At 65.9% G+C, this 20,990-nt stretch carries 18 protein-coding genes and 1 tRNA gene; 18 read left to right on the forward strand and 1 reads right to left on the reverse strand.

Features of this window, described 5'->3' with window-relative positions:
- The first annotated feature begins 21 nt into the window (after positions 1-21).
- From QN239_RS14435 to QN239_RS14470, 8 genes are all read left to right on the forward strand, one after another.
- Positions 22-906, forward strand: a complete 885-nt coding sequence (locus QN239_RS14435; protein ID WP_235632691.1) for an amino acid ABC transporter permease — start codon at positions 22-24, stop codon at positions 904-906.
- A 29-nt stretch (positions 907-935) separates the two neighbouring features.
- Positions 936-1,688, forward strand: coding sequence for an amino acid ABC transporter ATP-binding protein (locus QN239_RS14440; RefSeq protein WP_090353881.1), 753 nt, complete (start codon positions 936-938; stop codon positions 1,686-1,688).
- Positions 1,689-1,702: 14 nt separating this feature from the next.
- Entirely contained in the window at positions 1,703-2,833 is a 1,131-nt protein-coding gene (gene macS, locus QN239_RS14445; protein ID WP_499011288.1) for a MacS family sensor histidine kinase, read from the forward strand.
- Entirely contained in the window at positions 2,794-3,486 is a 693-nt protein-coding gene (locus QN239_RS14450) for a response regulator (protein WP_499011291.1), read from the forward strand. Before macS ends, QN239_RS14450 begins: the two co-directional genes overlap by 40 nt.
- Positions 3,487-3,530: 44 nt before the next feature.
- Positions 3,531-5,246, forward strand: a complete 1,716-nt coding sequence (locus tag QN239_RS14455) for a DUF2339 domain-containing protein (RefSeq protein ID WP_499011294.1) — start codon at positions 3,531-3,533, stop codon at positions 5,244-5,246.
- A 47-nt stretch (positions 5,247-5,293) separates the two neighbouring features.
- Entirely contained in the window at positions 5,294-5,785 is a 492-nt protein-coding gene (locus QN239_RS14460; RefSeq protein WP_499011296.1) for a Dps family protein, read from the forward strand.
- Between the two features lie 981 nt (positions 5,786-6,766).
- Complete coding sequence (locus QN239_RS14465) at positions 6,767-8,749, forward strand: glycosyl hydrolase 53 family protein (protein ID WP_499011299.1); 1,983 nt, start codon at positions 6,767-6,769, stop codon at positions 8,747-8,749.
- Positions 8,750-9,382: 633 nt separating this feature from the next.
- Positions 9,383-11,485: a cellulase family glycosylhydrolase gene (locus QN239_RS14470; protein WP_499011301.1), complete on the forward strand. Its 2,103-nt coding sequence runs from the start codon at positions 9,383-9,385 to the stop codon at positions 11,483-11,485.
- 61 nt (positions 11,486-11,546) lie between these two features.
- Here the strand turns inward: QN239_RS14470 and QN239_RS14475 are convergent.
- A tRNA-Leu gene (locus tag QN239_RS14475) sits at positions 11,547-11,623 on the reverse strand.
- 117 nt (positions 11,624-11,740) lie between these two features.
- On the opposite strand from QN239_RS14475, the gene QN239_RS14480 reads away from it, so the two are divergent.
- The 10 genes from QN239_RS14480 (at position 11,741) to QN239_RS14525 (ending at position 20,910) form a co-directional block, all read left to right on the forward strand.
- Positions 11,741-12,352, forward strand: a complete 612-nt coding sequence (locus QN239_RS14480; protein ID WP_090364085.1) for a two-component system response regulator PdtaR — start codon at positions 11,741-11,743, stop codon at positions 12,350-12,352.
- A 199-nt stretch (positions 12,353-12,551) separates the two neighbouring features.
- The gene (locus tag QN239_RS14485; protein WP_090364086.1) at positions 12,552-13,763 is read left to right on the forward strand and encodes a branched-chain amino acid ABC transporter substrate-binding protein; all 1,212 of its coding nucleotides are present in this window, start codon (positions 12,552-12,554) and stop codon (positions 13,761-13,763) included.
- A gap of 95 nt (positions 13,764-13,858) precedes the next feature.
- Positions 13,859-14,896, forward strand: a complete 1,038-nt coding sequence (locus QN239_RS14490; protein WP_499011306.1) for a branched-chain amino acid ABC transporter permease — start codon at positions 13,859-13,861, stop codon at positions 14,894-14,896.
- Positions 14,893-16,083, forward strand: coding sequence for a branched-chain amino acid ABC transporter permease (locus QN239_RS14495; protein WP_499011309.1), 1,191 nt, complete (start codon positions 14,893-14,895; stop codon positions 16,081-16,083). Before QN239_RS14490 ends, QN239_RS14495 begins: the two co-directional genes overlap by 4 nt.
- Positions 16,080-16,916 carry an ABC transporter ATP-binding protein gene (locus QN239_RS14500; RefSeq protein ID WP_090364091.1) on the forward strand — a complete coding sequence of 279 codons (837 nt, stop codon included), beginning with the start codon at positions 16,080-16,082 and terminating at the stop codon, positions 16,914-16,916. The genes QN239_RS14495 and QN239_RS14500 overlap by 4 nt, the downstream gene beginning before the upstream one ends.
- Entirely contained in the window at positions 16,903-17,652 is a 750-nt protein-coding gene (locus QN239_RS14505) for an ABC transporter ATP-binding protein (protein ID WP_499011312.1), read from the forward strand. Before QN239_RS14500 ends, QN239_RS14505 begins: the two co-directional genes overlap by 14 nt.
- Before the next feature lie 140 nt (positions 17,653-17,792).
- Positions 17,793-18,386, forward strand: a complete 594-nt coding sequence (locus QN239_RS14510; RefSeq protein WP_499011315.1) for a hypothetical protein — start codon at positions 17,793-17,795, stop codon at positions 18,384-18,386.
- 96 nt (positions 18,387-18,482) lie between these two features.
- Entirely contained in the window at positions 18,483-19,157 is a 675-nt protein-coding gene (locus QN239_RS14515; RefSeq protein ID WP_499011317.1) for a LuxR C-terminal-related transcriptional regulator, read from the forward strand.
- Between the two features lie 32 nt (positions 19,158-19,189).
- On the forward strand, positions 19,190-19,609 hold the full coding sequence (locus tag QN239_RS14520) for a response regulator (RefSeq protein ID WP_499011319.1): 420 nt from the start codon (positions 19,190-19,192) through the stop codon (positions 19,607-19,609).
- Complete coding sequence (locus QN239_RS14525) at positions 19,591-20,910, forward strand: sensor histidine kinase (RefSeq protein ID WP_499011322.1); 1,320 nt, start codon at positions 19,591-19,593, stop codon at positions 20,908-20,910. The genes QN239_RS14520 and QN239_RS14525 overlap by 19 nt, the downstream gene beginning before the upstream one ends.
- Positions 20,911-20,990 lie beyond the last annotated feature (80 nt).

Raw genomic sequence — 20,990 nt, forward strand, 5'->3', positions numbered from 1 at the left:
GCTCCGGAGGCTCCACCGGTAATACACGCGGTGCCCCTGCGCCATCCGTGGCGGTGGGTGGGGGCCGCGGTGATCGTTGCGTTGACCGCGCTGTTCCTCTACGGCGCGGCCACCAACGACGCCTACCGCTGGTCGGTGTACCGCAAGTACCTGTTCGACCAGCGATTGCTCGAGGGTGCGTGGAACACCTTGCAGCTCACCATCTATTCGATGGTGCTGGCGATCCTGCTCGGCATCATCCTGGCGGTGATGCGGCTCTCGCCCAATCCGGTGTTCCGGTGGGTGTCCTGGGTGTTCCTCTGGATCTTCCGCGGTACCCCGGTGTACGTGCAGCTGGTGTTCTGGGGCCTGTTCCCGACCATCTACAAGAACCTCCAGCTGGGTATCCCGTTCGGCCCGACGTTCTTCACGTTCAACCTGCAGTCGCTCTCGATTCCGTTCCTGCTCGCGGTCATCGGCCTCGGTCTCAACGAGGGCGCGTACATGGCCGAGATCATCCGTGCCGGAATCTCCTCGGTGCCGGAGGGCCAGTCCGAAGCCTCGACGGCACTGGGCATGTCCTGGGGCATGACCATGCGCCGCACGGTGTTACCGCAGGCGATGCGGGTGATCATCCCGCCGACCGGCAACGAGATCATCAGCATGCTCAAGACCACCTCGCTGGTGACGGCCGTGCCGTACTCGTATGACCTGTACGGCATCGCGGTGCGCGATATCGGTGGCCGGATCTTCGAACCCGTGCCGATGCTGATGGTCGCCGCGACCTGGTACCTGGCGGTCACCAGCGTGCTGATGGTCGGTCAGTACTACCTGGAGCGGTACTTCTCCCGGGGCGCCTCGCGCAAGCTGACCACCAAACAGCTTGAGGCACTGGCCAAAGCACAAGCCGGGACAGGTGGAATGTGACAGTGGAAAACTCGGCTCCCGCGCAGCCCATGGTCAAGGCCGAACAGGTTTGCAAGAGCTTCGGCGCCCTGCAGGTGTTGAAGGGCATCACCCTGGAGATCGGCAGGGGTGAGGTGCTGGTGTTGGTCGGGCCATCCGGTTCGGGCAAGTCGACCTTCCTGCGCTGCATCAACCACTTGGAACAGGTCAACGCGGGACGGCTGTACGTCGACGGTGAGCTCGTCGGGTATCGCGAACGGGGCAGCAAGCTGCTGGAGATGAGCCCGAAGGACGCGGCCAAGCAGCGTCGCGAGATCGGCATGGTGTTCCAGCATTTCAATCTCTTCCCGCATCGGACGGCGCTGGAGAACATCATCGAGGCGCCCGTCCACGTCAAGGGTATGAAGCGCGACGCCGCGTTGGCGCGGGGCAAGGATCTGCTTGCGCAGGTCGGGCTCGGTGAGAAGGCCGATGCTTACCCGGCCCAGTTGTCCGGCGGTCAGCAGCAGCGGGTGGCGATCGCGCGGGCACTGGCGATGAGCCCCAAGTTGATGTTGTTCGACGAACCCACGTCCGCGCTGGATCCCGAGCTGGTCGGGGAGGTGCTCGGGGTGATGAAGAACCTCGCCAGCGAGGGTATGACCATGGTCGTCGTCACCCATGAGATGGGTTTCGCCCGTGAGGTCGCCGATAAGGTGGTGTTCATGGACGGCGGTGTCGTGGTGGAAAGCGGTGCTCCACGTGAGGTGCTGACCAACCCTCAGCACGAACGCACGAAAGCCTTTCTGTCCAAGGTGATGTAGCCGCGGTGCGGAGCATGTCCGACCCGGCGGCCCCGCTGTGGCGGGCCGCGCAGGTGTTCAGGCTGTTCAGCTGGGTGTACGCGGGCGTGTTCTTCGTGTCGAAGAACTCCGAGCTGGACCGTCCGGTGCTGGGCATGGTGCTGTTCGGCGTGCTGACGGTGTGGAGCGTGGCGTGCGCGGTGGCGTATCTGCGCGGGTTCGGCCGCAACCGCGTCTGGGTGCTCGCCGAGGTGGCGGTGGTCGTGGTGCTGATGGCCTCCACGCCGGTGGTCGCCTCCGCACAGTGGACGTCGGCCAACCAAGCCTGGCCGACCACGTTGTGGGCCACCAATGCCGTTGTGTCGTCGGCGATTCTGGCCGGGCCGGTGCCGGGTATGGTCACGGGTCTGATCGTGATGGGCACCGCGGCGGCGCTGAAGGGCACCATTGCCGTCGATCTGGTGCGCACCCCGACCATCCTCATCGAGCTGGCAGTGGGGCTGGCCGTCGGTATGGCGGCCAGCACAGCCCGGCGCGCGCACGCCGAACTGGAGCGGGCCACCCGCCTGGCCGCGGCGCTGGCCGAACGCGAACGCCTGTCCCGGCAGGTGCATGACGGTGTCATGCAGGTGCTTGCCCTGGTGTCAAGGCGGGGTCGCGAGATCGGCGGTGAGGCAGCGCAACTGGCCGAGGTGGCCGGTGAGCAGGAGCGGGCGCTGCGGCGGCTGGTCAGTGTCGCCGATACCGCGCAGGACGGGGGCATATCGGTGACCGATCTCGGTGCGCTACTGCGCGGATATGCATCCGACCGGGTCGCGGTGAGCTTGCCCGCCGCCGCGGTATACCTCGACGCCCGGGTGGCCGACGAGGTGCTGGCCGCCACCGTCAATGTGCTGACCAACGTCGAGCGGCACGCCGGTCCGGGCGCGAAGGCTTACGTGCTCCTGGAGGATCTCGGTGGATCGGTGGTCGTGAGCATCCGCGATGACGGCCGCGGTATCCCGGCCGGCCGGCTGGCCGAGGCCGAGAACGAAGGGCGGGTCGGGGTGTCGAAATCCATTCGGGGACGGATGCAGGCGTTGGGCGGCGAGGCCGTCCTGACGACGTCGGAGGGTGGTGGGACGGAATGGGAACTGACGGTGCCACGGGAATCGACAACGCGATGACGAGCATCATGGTGGTCGACGACCACCCCATCTGGCGGGACGCGGTGGCACGCGATCTGGCCGAGGCCGGGTTCGAGGTGGTGGCCACCGCGGACGGTGTCGGGTCGGCGCGGCGGCGGGCCGGGGCGGTCAAGCCCGATGTGGTGGTGATGGACATGCGACTGTCCGACGGCACCGGTGCGCAGGCCACCCTCGAGGTGCTGGCTGTCTCGCCGGCATCACGGGTCTTGGTGCTGTCCGCCTCAGATGAGCGCGACGACGTGCTGCAGGCGGTGAAGGCCGGCGCCACCGGCTATCTGGTCAAGAGCGCCTCCAAGGCGGAGCTGGGTGACGCGGTCCGCGCCACCGCCCAGGGCCGGGCGGTGTTCACACCGGGGTTGGCCGGGTTGGTGCTGGGGGAGTACCGGCGAATCGCGCAGAACCCACAACCCGGCCCGGCCGGCCCCAGCCTCACCGACCGGGAGACCGAGATCCTGCGATACGTGGCAAAGGGGTTGACCGCCAAGCAGATCGGCGAGCGTCTGTCGCTCAGCCACCGCACTGTGGAGAACCACGTGCAGGCCACCTTCCGCAAGTTGCAGGTGGCCAACCGGGTCGAGCTGGCCCGCTATGCGATCGAACACGGCCTGGATCGCGAACCCGAAGTCGAGTAGTCCTACTCATCCGCTGGGTCCGCACCCGCGCCACGATGGCGGGTATGACCGAACCCAAGCAGGCTCTCGTCCGGCTGTCGGCCGAGTTCGCCGCCATCGCCGGTCAGTTGACCCGTGCCTCCGCCGAGTTGTACGACCTCGGTGTCCGGCTCAACGGCCAATCCGCCGTGCCCGCGCCGGTGTATTGGCCCTACCCGCCGCAGCCGCAGCCGCAGCCGGCGCCGGTGCCTCGGGAGCCGACGAATTGGATCGGCAAGGCGCTCGCCGCGGCCGGGGTCGCGGTGACGTTGGTCGGCGTGGTGCTGCTGGTGGTGCTCGCCGCCCAGGCCGGCCTGCTCGCCCCGCCCGTGCGGGTGGCCGGTGGCGTGGCGCTGGCGGCCGCCCTGGTGGCGTGTGCCTTGTGGCAGCGGTCGCGCCCCGGTGGGGCGGTGGGCGCCATCGCGCTGGCCGCCACCGGAATTGCGGCCGCCTACATCGATGTTCTTGCGGTCACGACCATGTACGACTGGCTGCCCGCGCCGGCCGGGCTGGCAGTCTCGGCAATGGTGGGCGGCGGCGGTCTGCTGCTGGCGCGGCGTTGGGACACCGAACAGCTGGCGCTGCTGGTGTTGGTGCCATTGATCGTGCTGGCGCCGGTCGTGGCGGGTGGTATCACGCTGCTGCTGGTCGGTTTCATGCTTGCGCTGTCGGCGGCGACGCTGCCGGTGCAGATCGGCCGGGACTGGGTGTGGACCTTCGCGGCGCGCACGGCGGCCGGTAGCGCACCGGTGACGCTCGCGCTGGTGGGCGTGGCGTTCGGCTCGGGCCGCGATGCGTGGCTGGCCGGGGCGTGCGCGCTCGCGGCGATGCTCGCCTTGGGATCGGCGTTGGTGGTGTTGCCGCACAGCACCCATCGTGGGGCGGTGGCGCTGCTGGCGGCCGCGGGGGCCTTTCCGGTGCTGGTGGTCGGGGCGGCGGTGCACGAGGTGGTCGCGGCCCTGATGGCCGCCGCGTTGTCGGCTGCGGTGCTGGCGCTCGTGCTGTCGGGGCACCGGATCCCCGGGGTGACGGCGCCGGTGCGCCAGGTGTGGACCGCGTTATCGGCCGTCTGTGCACTGGTGGCCGTCGGCGTGGGTTTCGCCGCGCCGGTGGCCGGGCCGCTGCTGCTGGCCATGGCGATACTCGCCGCGGTGGCGGGCCGGCACAGCGTCGCCGCGCAGTGGTCCGCGGTGCTGTTCGGTGGTTTCGGGGGGCTATATCTCCTGTCGATGGCCGGACCGGCCACCTTGACGTCGGCAACGGTGCTCACGGCACCGGACGCGGTGTCGGTGCTGATCTCTAGCGTGCTGCTGGGCGGCTACGCGGGTGCGCAGTGCTGGGCGGCCAGATCGCGCCTCGACGGTGACCGCGCGCGACTGCTGCTGGCCGGGGCGGCAGCCATCCTGGTCTATACCGTCACCGTGTTCACCGTGACGGCCGGCGTTCTGATCGCGGGCCCCGAAGGCGGCTTCCTGGCCGGGCAGATGGCTGCGACCATCTGCTGGATCGCCCTGGCGGCAGCGCTGTTCGGCTACGCGGCCCGGCGGGCCCGTGAGGACCGGTCATTACCCATCGGTGCGGGGATGGCGCTGGTCGCCGCCGCCGTGGCCAAGCTCTTCGTGTTCGACCTGGGCACGCTCGACGGCATGTTCCGGGTGGCCGTGTTCATCGTGGTCGGCCTGGTGTTACTGGGTATGGGTGCCGGTTATGCCCGACTGTTGAGCCAGCAGCACCGGAACTGATCGGTGTTTTCTGGAATCATTCCAGAAAATGCCGGGTTGCATTGTGTATGACCACGTCAACTCGCCGCACCGAAACCGATGTCAAGGGATTCCAGGCTTCCGCCGCGCTGAGCGCCCACCTACAGCAGGTCCTGGTCGACATGATCGAACTGCATCTGCAGGGCAAGCAGGCGCACTGGAACGTCGTCGGCACGAACTTCCGGGATCTCCATCTGCAATTGGACGAGCTCGTCGACTTCGCACGTGCGGGCAGCGATACCGTCGCCGAGCGCTTGCGGGCACTCGATGCGGTCGCGGACGGCCGTTCCGACACCGTGGCCGCCACCACCACGCTGCCGGAGTTCCCTCCTTACGAGCGCGGCACGGCAGAGGTGGTGGACCTGATCACCACACGTATCTATGCCGCAGTGCAGACGCTGCGCGATGTGCACGATGCGGTGGACGACGAGGATCCGACCACCGCGGACATCCTGCACCAGTTGATCGACGGCCTGGAGAAACTGGCCTGGCTCATCAAGTCGGAGAATCGCAAGGTGTGAGCAGAATGGGCGACGCGCCGGATCGCAGTGACACGTCGCCATTTGTGCTTGCTGGACCGTGGTGACCCCGAAATGGCGTTGGCCGGGCCGGGGGCTTCGTCCGCCGCGTCAGCCAACCGACGACGGAGCCCGATCCGGCGCCGGTCGTGGTGCCGGCGGCCGTCGTGACCGCGCGGTCTGGACTGTCGACCGTATCGGTAGCCGAGGGTCGACGGTCGGTGCAGGAAGGATCCGCACGGCTGCTGCGCCGGCAACGATCTCCCCTGGCGAGGACGCCGATGACGGCCCGGTGGGCCGTGGGGGCGGCCGTCGGGCCGGTCGCGTGAGGGGGCGACCTGCCCCAGGCCGTGCGTCCGCCGTGCGATGTCTCTCACATGCCAGGATCGGGCCCCCCGAGGCTGATCGCCAAGGGGTGCGGGCAAATGTTGTCCAAGACGGTGTCGGGGTGGATGTCCGTCGAACATACGACGGGGAATGCGGGTTTGCCAGGTCGGCATGCTTGGACGTTGATGAGAGCCGCCAGGAAGGTCGCTGTGTCGAACTGTGTGGAAACCGTTGCGCGCCTGTGATTCTGCTGTGATCCGGATCACTCCAGTTTCGGGTCAGGCGTGGCCGCTCTGGGGCTCAGTCTTTGCCATAAGTCGACTAATGCGTATCGAATAAGTTTGTCCCTAATACCCTGGGAAATTTGCCTAACTTGGTGAAATCGGAATGTCTTAATGGCGCGAAAAATTACGTCTGAGTAATCTCGCGAAAAAACTGGCGGAACCGCCAATAGGCGTGCAATATCCGTGTCCTGACATCGAAACGCTCTGCATCGGAACAGGAGTCACCATGGGGGAGCCTGTGCGTAAGCCAGTCAAAAAGGTCGCCACGCGCTGCGCTATTGCGGTGACAGCAACGGCACTAATAGCAGGGTCGCCCGGTCAATTCGCGTCGCCAGTGTCCTTGCCAGCGATCCGGCATGCGTCCTATGACATCGTGAACACAGCCGCCGTTGACGAGCAGGCTGCCACGGTCGGAATTGCCGAGTCCTACCTTTATTACGAGGTGGCCAATGCCACCACGACGGCGGAACGGCAGTCCCTGATCAACAAGGCGTTGGACGCCCTGCAGTCGGTGGGCGCCAGTGACGTCCGGATCGGCATTCCGTGGAACGCGGTCGAGACTGCGGACGGCAAGTACAACTGGTCCGTCACCGACATGATCGTGTCGGAGGCGCAGAAGCGCGGAATGGGCATCCTCGCGTCTATCAGTCATGCGCCGTCCTGGGCGGGTGGCGGTATCGGCAGTGCCCATCCGAGTACCGATCAGGCGGCGGCGCTCTCCCAATTCGCTTCGCAGTTCGCGGATTTCACCTCGGTTGTGGCCAATCGCTACTCCACGGGAGCTTTCGCCGGTGCGATCTCGTCCTATGAGATCTGGAATGAGCCCAATGGTGCCCTCGAGTGGAATCCGTCGGATCCCGCGGCGTATACCGCCATCCTGAAGGCCGCCTACACCGCCATCAAGGCCGTCAACACCGATATCAAGGTCATCGGTGGAGTGGTGGGAGCGGGGTGGGGAGTCCCCGGCCTGTCGGTTGACCCGGTGGGCTTCGTGGCGGCCATGTACGCGGCGGGCGCCAAGGACTTCTTCGACGCGTTGTCGTTTCATCCCTACAGCCAGAGCTTGCCGTTCAGTTCCGGTGTCAACGCCACCCTGCCCGGTGGATTGTCTGCCGTTCAGCAGGTGAAGGCGATCCGCGCACTGATGGCCGCCAACGGCGACGATGACCTGAAGATCTGGATCAGCGAGTACGGCTATTCGACCGTGGGTGGTTCCGAAGCCGAGCAGTTGAAGCAGGCCAAGTTCATTGCGGACCTCGTCAACTATTGGCAGACGTTCGACGGCGGCGGACCCATCTTCCTCTACACCGCGCATGACACGTACCCGAACAGTTCCAACGCCGAGTACAACTTCGGGCTGTTCACCTACAACTGGGTGGCCAAGTACGCGGCGGGGATCGTCAAGCAGTTGATCGCCAATCCGTCGGCGGTCATCGATTTCCCGGGCACGCTCCCGGGAACGGTGACGGGGACGCTCAGTGCACTGGCGCAGCAGGTCGCCGCGGCGGTCAACCAGGTCGTCAACGCCGTCGCCGGCGTCGTCATGTCCCCGGTGAAGATGGCCCTCAACGTCGCGAGTTCGATCGCCAATGCAATTGCGAAACTGAAGCTGGCGCTCACGAAGACGCCGACCACCGCCGCTGCCAAAGCCGGTGCGACCGTGTCGGCGCTCAGTGTCGCGGCCGCACCCGTCGATGCGACGACGGCCGAGGCTGTGACGAACGCGGGGACGTCGCAGGTCACCAAGGCCGCGACGGTGGAGGCAGCGACCGGCGAGGTGCCCGCGAAAGAGTCGGCCACCACGGCGGCGGAGGTGGGGTCCCAGCCCGAGGTCGTGACCGAACCAGTCGCCGTGACCGAACCAGTCGCCGTGACCGAACCTGTCACCGTGACGGAGCCGGTCGTGACCGAACCCGTCACCGTGACGGAGCCGGTCGTGACGGAACCCGTCACCGTGGCGGAACCGGCAACCGTAGCGGAACCGGCCACCGCCACCGAACCGGCAACCACCCCGGCGGCGTCGGCGGATACGGCCGGTGCTGACGACCAGTCCGCCACCACCACCCAGACGGCTACCGACGTCAAGTCGGCGACCGACGCCAAGTCCGGCGCCGATCGACCGCGTAAGCCGTGGCGGTTCGGCCCGCGACATGTCGCAAAGAGCGATACCGCTGCGGCGGCCGACGGTTCCGAGGCCGGCTCCACGGGTGTCAAGTCCCGCCCGGGTCTCCACTGGCCCAAGCCGAAGCCGCGGGCGACGACCACCACCGGGGCGTCCGGTGGGTCAGATTCCTCGGAGTCGTCCCAGACGGCGAGCTCGACCTCGGGCAGCGCAAGCGGCGGATCCGCCGCTTGAGAAGCAGGGGAGGAACGAAGGGCCGCGACATACTCGCGGCCCTTCGTTTTGCCACCGACAGAACGTCTGGGGATGTGCGGGCCAGTAACCGGTTCGATCCACTCCCACATGTCAAGACCGGTGCCTCGCATGGCCGGTTCTGCGCTCCTACTGGCAAATGTTGCCTTTGATCGCCGCGGCGGTGGGCACGGAGGTGGAGCGAACTTCCGTTCAACTTTGCCAAGCCGGTCCTCGGATGGGTCGGCTGGAGCGTTCGAAGTCGGTGCCATTCGGCCCGAAGTGGCGAGCGCAAAGCCTGAACCTGCGGTGTTACTCCGCGCTGCGGGCTGTGTTCGCTGTCGGGGACGGCGAGTGAACAGACGTACCCCTTTGCCATAACTCGGATTATGGGAACGAATATGGATATTTCCATACGGGTCAATTGTTTGCCTAAATTGCTCCGTTTCGACTAGGTGCTTTGGCGCATTTATTACCGCTGGGTAAGTTGTGCAATTACCCGTCGGTTCAGTTAATTTGCGAGCAATGTGCAGGCAAGGCACAGGTGTCCCGATCTGCAGAAGAAACGAGGTGGTCGAAATGTGGAGACGTGCTCCTCGACCAGTACGCGGTGTGATGGTGCGTGCAGTAATAGGGTTGACCGCCACAGCAATGATCGCGGCGACCGGAAGTCATTTCGTCATGCCCGACGTGAAGCATGTCGCGTCGTACGACATCCTCAACGTCGCCGCGATTGACGACTCCCCGTCGACGGTCGGCATTTCCGAGGGCTCGGACTGGTATTACGCGGTGAACGACGCCCTCTCCAAACCGGGCATCACGGCAGCTGAGATCGAGGCAATCCGGGCGGATGTCGACCAGCGACTCCAGTCGATGTTGGATATCGGTGTCACGAACGTTCGTGTGCTGGTGCCGTGGGCCAACATCGAACAGAGGGACCCCAGTCTTCCGCAGAGCACCCGGAACTGGAACGCGCTCGACATGATCGTCAATGCCGCGAATGCCAAGGGTATGGGCATTCTGGGCGTGCTCAACTCGACGCCGGTGTGGGCTACGGAGTCGACGCCGATCAACGGTCAGCCGACGGACGTCAACGACTTCGCCGATTTCGCCAAGCAGGTGGCTCTGCGCTACGGCGACAAGATCAGCGCCTACGAGGTCTGGAACGAACCGAACGCCTTCATCTTCTGGAATCCGGTGGACCCGGTCGACTACACCACGATGTTGAAGGCCACGTACACCGCACTCAAACAAGCCGCCAGCCAGCTCAACATCGACATCTCCGTGATCGGAGCGGTGGTGGGTGCCGGTTCGACGTGGGGCAATTTGACGATGAACCCCGTCGACTTCGTCACGGCGATGTATAACGCAGGGGCAAATGGCTACTTCGACGCGCTGTCATTTCACCCTTACGACTACTACGTGAAATTCTCTGACGGCAACGTTGCATTGTCGCAGGCTCAGCAGCTGCGAGAACTGATGGATTCCTATCTCGCGCCGGGCCAAGAGCAACTGAAGTTGTGGATCAGTGAGTACGGGCTTCCGACGAATCTGGTTTCCGAAACAGCGCAGAAGGACTTTATCACCGACTTCATCAACTTCTGGCAGACCGTCGCGGGAGCGGGACCCATCTTTCTGTACACCACACGGGACACCGCGGGGCCCGGTGAGGATCTCAACAACAATGAGGCACACTTCGGGCTGTTCTACGAGGACGGGACACCGAAACCCATCGCCCTCGTCCTCAAAGAGCTGATCAAGTCGCTGCAGCCGACCACACCTACCAACCCGTCGAACCCGGTGACATCGGTGCTGCAGCTGCTCGGACAGCTGATCACCAATGTGCTGAGCTTCGTGCCGAACCTGATCAGCGCGATAGTGACATCCGTGGTCACCGCTATCACCCAGATTTTCAAGGGATTCGGCGGGCAGACGGCCACCGCGACGGCTCTGAGCGCTGCCCGCACGGCCACGGTCGAGGGGGTTTCCGCGGAGACGGTGGAGTCGGCGGCTCCCGCCGTGGACAAGATCTCGACGGCTGGTGAGGAGGCCAAGTCCGGCGAAACCGGGGCCGCGGGAGCGACCTCAACCGATGCGGAGGCGGCAACCGAGGCGACCACCACCGAGGCGACCACCACCGAGGCGACCACCACCGAGGCGACCACCACCGAGGCGACCACCACCGAGGCTGCGAAGGTCGACACGGTCGAGGAGTCGACGACCACGGCACCGGCGGCCGAACCGGTCGGGACCGCTGTCGAACCCGTCGACACCACGAAGGTCGACACCACGAAGGAAGCAGAAGCTCCCTCAACCGGTACCGACACGACGACCAAGCCCGACACGACGACCAAGCCCGACACGACGACCAAGCCCGACACCACCGAGTCGGGGACCACCAAGCCGGACACGTCGAAGGATGACGCCAAGGGCGATACCAAGCCCGACAGCACGACAGATGGCAAGGCCGGCGATACGCCCAAGCCGGCTGCCGCATCCGGCAGTGCCGGCGCCGACAAGAACGGCGAGGGCGCAAAGGCCACCCGCGAGGGATCGAAGGCCGGTCACCCCGAGCGCGGTACGAAGCCCAAGGGTGGGGGCAAGGACAACGACGGGGTCAAGTCGGTCAAGCCGGCTCGCCACGGTGCGGCTGCAACGTCCGCTACCGCGTCCAAGTCCGACGACGGGGGCACGAAGGCCGGGGCGTCCGCATCTTCGGGTTCGGGCGGCTCCGAGTAGGGAAACAAGGGAGGAAATGAGGGGCCGCGGCGGCGCGGCCCCTCATTCTTCGTGTCTGTCCTGGTGCCCTCGGTGAGATTCGAACTCACACTGCACGGGTTTTGAATCCGTTTCCTCTGCCAGTTGGGATACGAGGGCCTGCACTGGTGCGGGTTACCACCATAGAGGATGGCCGGACCGGTCCCAGATCCCGGGCCGACGCGCCCATTTAACCCCGAGGTCGCTCATCGCCGTCCTTCACGAGACAATGGCGGAATGACCGACGCTCCTACGCCGCGCCGTGTCCTCATAGCCGAGGACGAAGCACTGATCCGACTCGACCTGGCAGAGATGCTGCGCGAGGAGGGTTATGAGGTCGTGGGGCAGGCCGGTGATGGCCAGGAGGCTGTCGACCTGGCCGAGAGCCTCAAACCCGACTTGGTGATCATGGACGTGAAGATGCCGCGCCGCGACGGTATCGACGCGGCCTCCGAGATCGCCGCCAAGCGCATCGCGCCCATCGTCATCCTGACCGCCTTCTCGCAGCGCGAGCTCGTCGAACGGGCCCGTGACGCCGGGGCGATGGCCTACCTGGTCAAGCCGTTCTCCATCACCGATCTGATCCCGGCCATCGAGGTCGCGGTGAGTCGGTTCAGTGAGATCGCGGCGCTGGAGAACGAGGTGGCGAGCCTGTCCGACCGGCTCGAGACGCGCAAGCTCGTCGAGCGGGCCAAGGGTTTGCTGCAGGCCAATCAAGGCATGACCGAACCCGAAGCGTTCAAATGGATCCAGCGCGCAGCGATGGATCGACGCACCACCATGAAACGGGTGGCCGAGGTCGTCCTGGAAACACTCGACCCGCCCAGCGGCGAATCATCTTCTGCCTGATCCCTGTGGACGGCCTGGGTTAACACTGCGTTTCCGGTCCTGCGCTACACCAGCTCGCGGTACCGACGCGCCGCGGGCAATCGTTCAACATCGCGCAACCCGGCGACCGGTTGGCTAGTGTCTACCCCGTTGCATCAGCGAACGGCCGACCTGCGGCTCATCGTCGATGCCGTTGGAATCCATGACCCGGAGGTGAAGCGTGCGCAGTCGCGTGGCACGGAATGCATTTGCGCTCGGCGGTGCTGGTCTGCTGGTACTCGGCATTGCCGGGTGCAACCAGTCCTCGCCCGAGCAGAGCACGTCGAAGGCGGACCTGAAGATCGTCGAGCAGGTCCAGATCGACGAGAACGGCGCGGAGGTCAAGGCATCCGCGGGTGCCACTCCGGCCGATCCCGCCGGCGACGGCAAGGCCACCTGCCCGCCCGTGTCCATTGCGATGGCCGGTGCACTCAACGGCCCAGACGCCGCGCTGGGCATCAACATCAAGAACGGTGTGCAGCTCGCGATCGACAAGCACAACGCCGCCAACCCCGGCTGCCAGGTGCAGCTCAAGCCGTTCGACACCGAGGGTGACCCGCAGAAGGCGACGGCCATCGCCCCCCAGATCGTGGACGACCAGTACACGATCGGTCTGGTCGGCCCGGCCTTCTCCGGCGAGACCAAGGCCACCGGTACGGTGTTCGACCAGGCCGGACTCGTCGCTACCACGGCATCGGCCACCAACCCGACGCTGAGCCAGAACGGCTGGAAGACCTTCTTCCGTGGCCTCGCCAATGACGCCGTGCAGGGCCCGTCGGTGGCCAACTACCTGAAGAACACGTTGGGCTACAAGAAGATCTGCGTGATCGACGACAGCACCGACTACGGGCTGGGCCTGGCCACCGCGGTGCGCGACACCCTGGGCCCGGTCGCCGACTCCGGCTGCAACATCTCGGTGAAGAAGGGCGACAAGGACTTCTCCGCCGCGGTCACCCAGGTCAAGGGGATCAGCCCGGACGCCATCTTCTACGGCGGCTACTACTCCGAAGCGGCCCCGCTGGTGCAACAGCTCCGCGACGGTGGCTACACCGGTGTCTTCTCCTCGGCCGACGGCACCAAGGATCCCGAGTTCGTCAAGCAGGCCGGCGAGGCCTCCAAGGACGCCATCCTGGCCTGCCCGTGCGGCCCGGCCACCGGCACGTTCGCCGAGGACTACAAAAAGAAGTTCAACACCGAGGCGGGTACCTACAGTGCGGAGGGCTATGACCTCGGCACCATCCTGCTCAAGGGCATCGACTCGGGTGCCATCACCCGGCCGGCGCTGCTGGACTTCGTGAAGAAGTACAACGGCCAGGGTGTGGCCCGTAACTACCAGTGGACCGACAAGGGTGAGCTCACCACCAACCTGATCTGGATCTTCAAGGTCCAGTAGGTAACTCGCTGACGCCAGAACGCGTCCGGGACCCCGGTTCCGGACGCGTTCTCGTTCCAGACAGCCGCACTTATCGACCAGGAGCGCGCCACCGGATGACCCCCGATTGCATCGGTCAGTACGTCTGCACCGCAGCCAATATCAACTTCAACGTCGACAACCTGGTGAACGGGTTCGGCCAGTTGACGATTGACGGTCTGTCGTGGGGAGCGATCTACGCACTCGTCGCGGTCGGTTACACCCTGGTGTTCGGCGTGCTGCGGTTGATCAACTTCGCCCATTCCGAGATCTTCATGCTCGGCATGTTCGGCGCCTATTTCGCGCTCGACATCATCCTCGGTTTCACCCCGAGCGGCACGCCGTACAACAAGGGCATCGTGTTGACGGTGTTGTATCTGGCGATCGCGATGCTGGTCGCCATGGCGGTGTCGGGGTCGGCCGCGGTCGGGCTGGAGATGGTGGCGTACCGCCCGTTGCGCAAGCGCAACGCCCGGCCGCTGACCTTCCTGATCACCGCCATCGGCATGTCGTTCGTGCTGCAGGAGTTCGTGCACTTCGTCTTGCCGAAGTTGATCAAGGGCTACGGCGGCAGTAACGCCCAACAACCGATCATCTTGGTGCAACCCAAGACTCAGTTCACGATCTTCGGGGCGACGGTGTCCAACGTGACCATCGTGATCGTGGTGGCCGCGCTCGTGTTGGCGCTGCTGACCGATATCGCCATCAACCGCACCAAGTTCGGCCGCGGTATCCGCGCCGTCGCCCAAGACCCGACGACGGCCACCCTGATGGGAGTGTCGCGGGAGCGGGTCATCATGACGACGTTCCTGATCGGCGGTCTGCTCGCCGGTGCGGCCGCCCTGCTCTACACCCTGAAACTCCCGCAGGGGATCATCTACTCGGGTGGATTCCTGTTGGGTATCAAGGCGTTCTCGGCCGCGGTGCTCGGCGGTATCGGTAACCTGCGTGGCGCCCTGCTCGGTGGTCTGATCCTCGGGGTCATGGAGAACTACGGCCAGGCGCTGTTCGGCACCCAATGGCGGGATGTGGTGGCGTTCGTGCTGCTGGTGCTGGTGCTGTTGATCCGGCCGACGGGCATTCTCGGTGAGAGCCTGGGGAAGGCACGCGCATGACTCATCAGCAGACGAGCGGCTGGCGGCGCACCGTGCTCGCGCCGGGAGACGGCCTGCGCCAGTGGTGGTCTGAGCTCAGCCGTCCGGGCAAGTGGATCTTCGGGGCCGCGCTGTTCCTGCTCCTCGGGCTGCTTCCGCTGTACACCCCGGGCTTCCTGGACACCCCGGGAATCAGCTTCGGTGGCACCATGGCGCAGTTCGCGATGATCGCGATCATCGCGATCGGCCTCAACGTCGTCGTGGGACAGGCGGGCCTGCTCGATCTCGGCTACGTCGGTTTCTATGCCGTCGGCGCCTATACGGTCGCGTTGCTCACCAGCCCGGACAGTCCGTGGAACAAGGTCGGTCCGGACGGGTTCTTCAGCAAGGACTGGGCCTGGTTGTCCTGTGTCCCGATCGCCATGGCGGTGACGGCGTTGGCCGGGCTGATCCTGGGTACGCCGACGCTGCGGTTGCGCGGCGACTATCTGGCGATCGTCACCCTCGGGTTCGGCGAGATCATCCGGCTGCTCGCAGACAACCTCACCGACGTCACCAACGGCCCGCGCGGGCTCAACGAGATCGCGTATCCGAGGCTGGGGGAGAACGAGCATCTGCCCAATGGTGTTTTCTCCAGCGGCAATTCGGCGGGTGAGGCCAACTACGGCACCTGGTGGTTCTGGTTGGGTCTGGTGTTCATCGTCATCGTGCTGCTTCTGGTCGGAAACCTGGAACGCAGCCGGGTCGGCCGGGCCTGGGTGGCCATCCGCGAGGACGAGGACGCCGCGGAGGTCATGGGCGTCAACACCTTCAAGTTCAAGCTGTGGGCGTTCGTCATCGGTGCGGCCATCGGTGGGCTCTCCGGTGCCCTGTACGCCGGCCAGGTCCAGTACGTGGCGCCGCCGACGTTCAACATCATCAACTCCATGCTGTTCCTGTGCGCCGTGGTCCTGGGTGGCCAGGGCAACAAGCTGGGGGTGGTCTTCGGGGCGTTCATCATCGTCTACCTGCCCAACCGGCTGCTCGGCGTGCACTTCCTCGGGATCAACCTGGGCGATCTGAAATATCTGTTCTTCGGCCTGGCGCTGGTGGTGCTGATGATCTTCCGGCCGCAGGGCCTGTTCCCGGTGCGCCAGCAACTGCTGAGCTACGGCAAATCCGCGCGCACTCTGCTTCGCAGGGCCGACGACTCGAAGGCGGCAGCATGACCGAACCGGCCATCGACGAGGAACTGGCTGCCCTGCACCGCGACGTGAACGCCGCCGAGGGTGAGAAGCTGTTGGAGACAAAGGATCTCACCGTCAAGTTCGGCGGACTCACCGCGCTTGACTCGGTGTCCTTCGACATCAAGCGCGGCGAGATCCTGGGTCTGATCGGTCCCAACGGGGCGGGCAAGACCACCTGCTTCAACGCGATCACCGGGGTGTACCGGCCCAGTGCCGGCAGCGTCACCTTCGACGGCGCACCGCTGGGCAAGATCAAACGCCATCAGATCACCCGCCGCGGCATCGCCCGCACCTTCCAGAACATCCGGCTCTGGGGCGAGATGACCGCTCTGGAGAACGTGGTGGTCGGCACCGACGCCCGGCACAAGACCTCGGTGCCCGGCGCGCTCGTGCGCACGCCGCGGCACCGGCGCGAGGAGAAGGACGCCATCGAGCGGGCCGCGGCGCTGCTTCAGTTCGTCGGAATCGCGCACCGTGGTGAGGAGAAGGCCAAGAACCTGCCCTACGGCGACCAGCGTCGCCTGGAGATCGCACGCGCTCTGGCCACCGAACCCAAGCTGCTGTGCCTGGACGAGCCGGCCGCGGGGTTCAACCCGAGCGAGAAGGCCGCGCTGATCGACCTGATCCGCGCAATCCGGGACGACGGCTACACCGTGCTGTTGATCGAGCACGATATGCGGCTGGTCATGGGCGTGACCGACCGCATCGTGGTGCTGGAGTTCGGGCGCAAGATCGCCGACGGGCTGCCCGCGGAGATCCGGGAGGATCCGAAAGTGATTGCCGCCTACCTGGGAGTGCCCGATGACGAGCTCTGATCCGGCGGACCCGCGCCCCGTCCTGCTCGAGGTGCGCGACGCCGTCGTTCACTACGGCAGAATTCAAGCGCTGCACGGTGTTTCGCTGGAAGTGCGGGAAGGCGAGCTGGTCACGCTGCTGGGCTCCAACGGAGCGGGCAAGACCACCATGATGCGGGCGATCTCCGGACTGCGGCCGCTGACGTCGGGATCGGTGTGGTTCGACGGCACGGACATCTCCAAGGTCAAAGCGCATCAACGGGTGATACAGGGGCTCATCCAGGCGCCCGAAGGCCGCGGCGTGTTTCCCGGGATGACGGTGGTCGAGAACCTGGAAATGGGCTGTTACGGAAGGAAATTCGACTCCAAGCGCGACCATGACGAGCGTCTCGACTGGGTGATGACGACTTTCCCCCGGCTGGCGGAGCGGCGCGCCCAGGTGGGTGGCACCCTGTCCGGCGGCGAACAGCAGATGCTGGCCATCGGCCGTGCGTTGATGGCCCGGCCGAAGGTGCTGCTGCTCGACGAGCCGTCGATGGGTCTGGCGCCCATGATCATCTCGCAGATCTTCCGGATCATCACCGAGATCAACAAGCAGGGCACCACGGTGCTGTTGGTCGAGCAGAACGCACAGCAGGCGCTCAGCAGGTCCGACCGCGCGTACATCCTGGAGACCGGGGCCGTGACCCGCAGCGGCAATGCCCCCGAACTGTTGAAGGACGACAGCATCCGGGCGGCGTATCTCGGGGTGGCCTGACGCTTCCTGCCTGTCGTCGGCCTGTCCGCAGTCTGCGCACAGTTATCTCATAACGACGCACAGGTTCCTCATGGCTTGCGCTGAATTCCAATCGGCAGAATCGATTTCGGTTGGGGCTTAGTGAATGGAGCGCGAGACCGATGAACAGGTGCATCAAAGTGGTGGCGAGCTCGGCCGTATTGGCTGGTCTGGCCGCCGGAGCGCTCGGCACCGGAGTTGCCACCGCGGCGCCGCAGTGCCCGCCAGGGGCGCAGAACTGCCAGGGCGGTGGACCCGGTGGACCCGGTGGCCCCGGTGGTCCCGGTGGGCGTGACAACGGCCCTGGTGGTCCGGGCAATAACGGACCGGGTGGTCCGGGTGGGCGTGACAACGGTCCCGGTGGCCCCGGCTGGCACGACAATGGTCCTGGCGGTCCTGGCGGTCCTGGCGGTCCTGGCGGTCCTGGCGGTCCTGGCGGTCCTGGCGGTCCTGGCGGACCAGGCGGGCCCCCGCAGGACGGATCACCCGGCTGGCATCCCGATCGGCCGCCGGCGCTTCCGCCCGGCCAGTTCGACCGGCCCGCGCCACCGGACTGGGCTCCCGACTGGAACTGGGGACCGGGCCAGGGGAACGTCCCGGGCTGGGCGTCGCACCGGCCGGGACCCCCGTGGTGGGCGCCGTTCGCACGCGTCTTCTGGTCCGACGTGCGCAACTCATGGGGGTTCTGGTGGGGTCCCTTCTGGTTCCCCGCCTAGTCGACCGGCCGCGGAACATGCGCTCGTGTACGTGAATTCGCAAATAAGCTGATACGCGAGCGCAGGTCTGCGCGCGAAAGCGCGGTTACACTCCCGATGGTGAGTGATCGAATCTCGGTCGTGATCGCGGAGGATTCCCTGCTGGTCCGTGACAGTGTCACGCGATCGCTGTCCACCGTGCCCGAGGTCGATGTCGTCGGCGTCGGCGAGGACTATGACTCCGCGGCAGAACTCGTCGCCTCACACCGTCCGACGATCCTGATGACGGATGTCCGCATGCCGCCGACCTCGACGGATGAGGGGATCCGGCTGGCGCGGTGGCTGCGCACGGCGCATCCGGACGTCGGGGTGATCGTGTTGTCGAACTATGCGGACCCCGGTTACGCGGCGGGCCTGCTGGAAGGCGGCACCGCGGGCCGGGGTTACCTGCTCAAAGACCGGGTATCGCATTTCGACGAACTCGGGGAGGCCGTGCGGCAAGTGGCTTCCGGCGGCACGGTGCTCGACCCACTGGTGGTCGAGGCGCTGCTGGCCCAACCGCGGTCCGCGCCCGCACTGAGCAGGCTCACGCCCCGCGAGCGCGAGGTGCTCGGTGAACTGGCGACGGGCTTCAGCAACCGTATCGTCGCGCAGCGCCTGGTGCTCTCGCAGCGGGCGGTGGAAAAGCACATCAACTCGATCTTCGCCAAGCTCGAACTGACCGTCGATGATGGCGTTGACCGGCGGGTGAAGGCCGTGCTGATGTTCCTCGACCACCATGGGACCGGCTGATCGTGCCGCCCGCGAATCGCGGAAGCAGTGGTGTGTACACCATCGTGCCGAGCAAATCTCTCGGGCACGATGACGTGGTGGCTGGAGAACAGATACGTGTCTGGGTCGTCGACGATCAAGCCAGCTTCCGTCGTGCCACCGCGGCGACACTGGCGGCGATGGACGACTTCGTCATGGCCGGGGAATGCGAGACGGGCGAAACCGCCGTCGAACAGATGCGCAGCGGCGACGGCGATATCGTGCTGATGGACATCCACATGCCCGGCATGGGAGGTATCGAGGCCGCCCGGCAAATCTGTTCGGTGCGAACAGATTTGATCGTCGTCCTGATGTCGACCTATGACATCGAAGACCTTCCCGCCGCGGCCGCGGACTGCGGCGCCGCCTCCTATCTGCACAAGGAGCGGCTGAGTCCGGACCTGTTGAGGCGCATATGGCGAGCCGGCGGCTGACCCTCGGACCTGCCACCCTGTCGGTGCCCCGGTGGGAGGCGCCGAGGACCCTCATCCACGGCATCACGCGGTCCGCCTCACCCCTTGATCGTGACCTGATCCTGCGGTTCCAGGACGAACGCTTTCAGGTCTTTCTCGTCGGCCACTTCGCCATGTGGTTCGGCGCCGGCGTCCTGCTCCCGATGTTTCAGTACATCTGGCTGCAGCGGTCGTTCTGGTTCCTGGTCCTGGGCGGGATTTCGGCCCTGCACTCCGTGGCGATCGTCGTCGCGATCCGGCTGGCGGCACAGCAGAAGTACCAGCAGTCGATCGCCCTGGTGTGCATCGGCAACTGGATCGGTGTCCTGGTCGTCGTCTATGTCTCACCGCCGACGCTTTCGGTGATGGCCATCATGGCCTTGCTGCCGGCCTCTTTCGCCGAGCCGTACCTGCGATGGCAACGCGGGCTGGTCTACGCGGGAATGACCGGAGTCTGTCTGATGCTCGCCGGTGCACTGGCCCGCTTCATCCCGCCCAACGACGCGGTCCGGCACGCCACGCAGTGGGTGGAGACCTCCTTCGTCGTGGTCGGGCTGGGCATCACCGGCCTGAATCTGATGGCGATCGTGTGGCACAACGCGGCGGCGCTGCGCACCTCCCAGGTGCACCTGGCCGAGCGCGCCGTCGAACTCGCGGCATCGCGCACCCGGCTGAGCACCGCGGCCGACCAAGAACGCCGTCGTATCGAACGTGACCTGCACGACGGTGCCCAGCAACATCTGGTCGCGTTGTCGGTGCTGATTCAGTTGGCGCGCAACGCCGATCGCGATGGCTATCAGCCGTTGCTGACCGAGGCCGCCGATCTGGTGGACACGGCCATCGCCGAGATACGCAGACTCGCCCACGGTATCTATCCACCGCTGCTGCTCAGTGGCGGGCTCACCGAGGCGCTGCCCACGCTGGGCGCGCACGCTGCCATACCCGTCCGGCTGGATCTGCAGGGCATCGGGCGCTATCCGTCGGCCACCGAGGCCGCGCTGTATTACTGCTGCAGCGAGGCGCTGCAGAACGCGGCCAAACACGGCGGCCCCGGCACCTCCGTGTCCATCAGCGGTGGCGCGGACGGGCGCACCCTGCAGCTGGTGATCGCCGACACCGGACCGGGATTCGATCACGCGACTGCCGGGATCGGTCTGACCAACATGGCCGACCGGCTCTCGGCGATCGGCGGTCAGCTCGTCATCGATACGGCACCGGGGTGTGGCACCCGGATCGTCGCCACGGTCGACATTCCCGGCCCCTCTGCCGTGCCCGCCACGTGAGTGGTGCACACACCACCGCCGATCGTGTTGCGTGCACGGTAGCCACCATGGCGTGAGTCCAGCAGGATGGGGAATCAGCA

Origin of the sequence: Mycolicibacterium sp. Y3 (assembly GCF_051188035.1) — a bacterium.
Taxonomy (GTDB): domain Bacteria; phylum Actinomycetota; class Actinomycetes; order Mycobacteriales; family Mycobacteriaceae; genus Mycobacterium; species Mycobacterium fluoranthenivorans.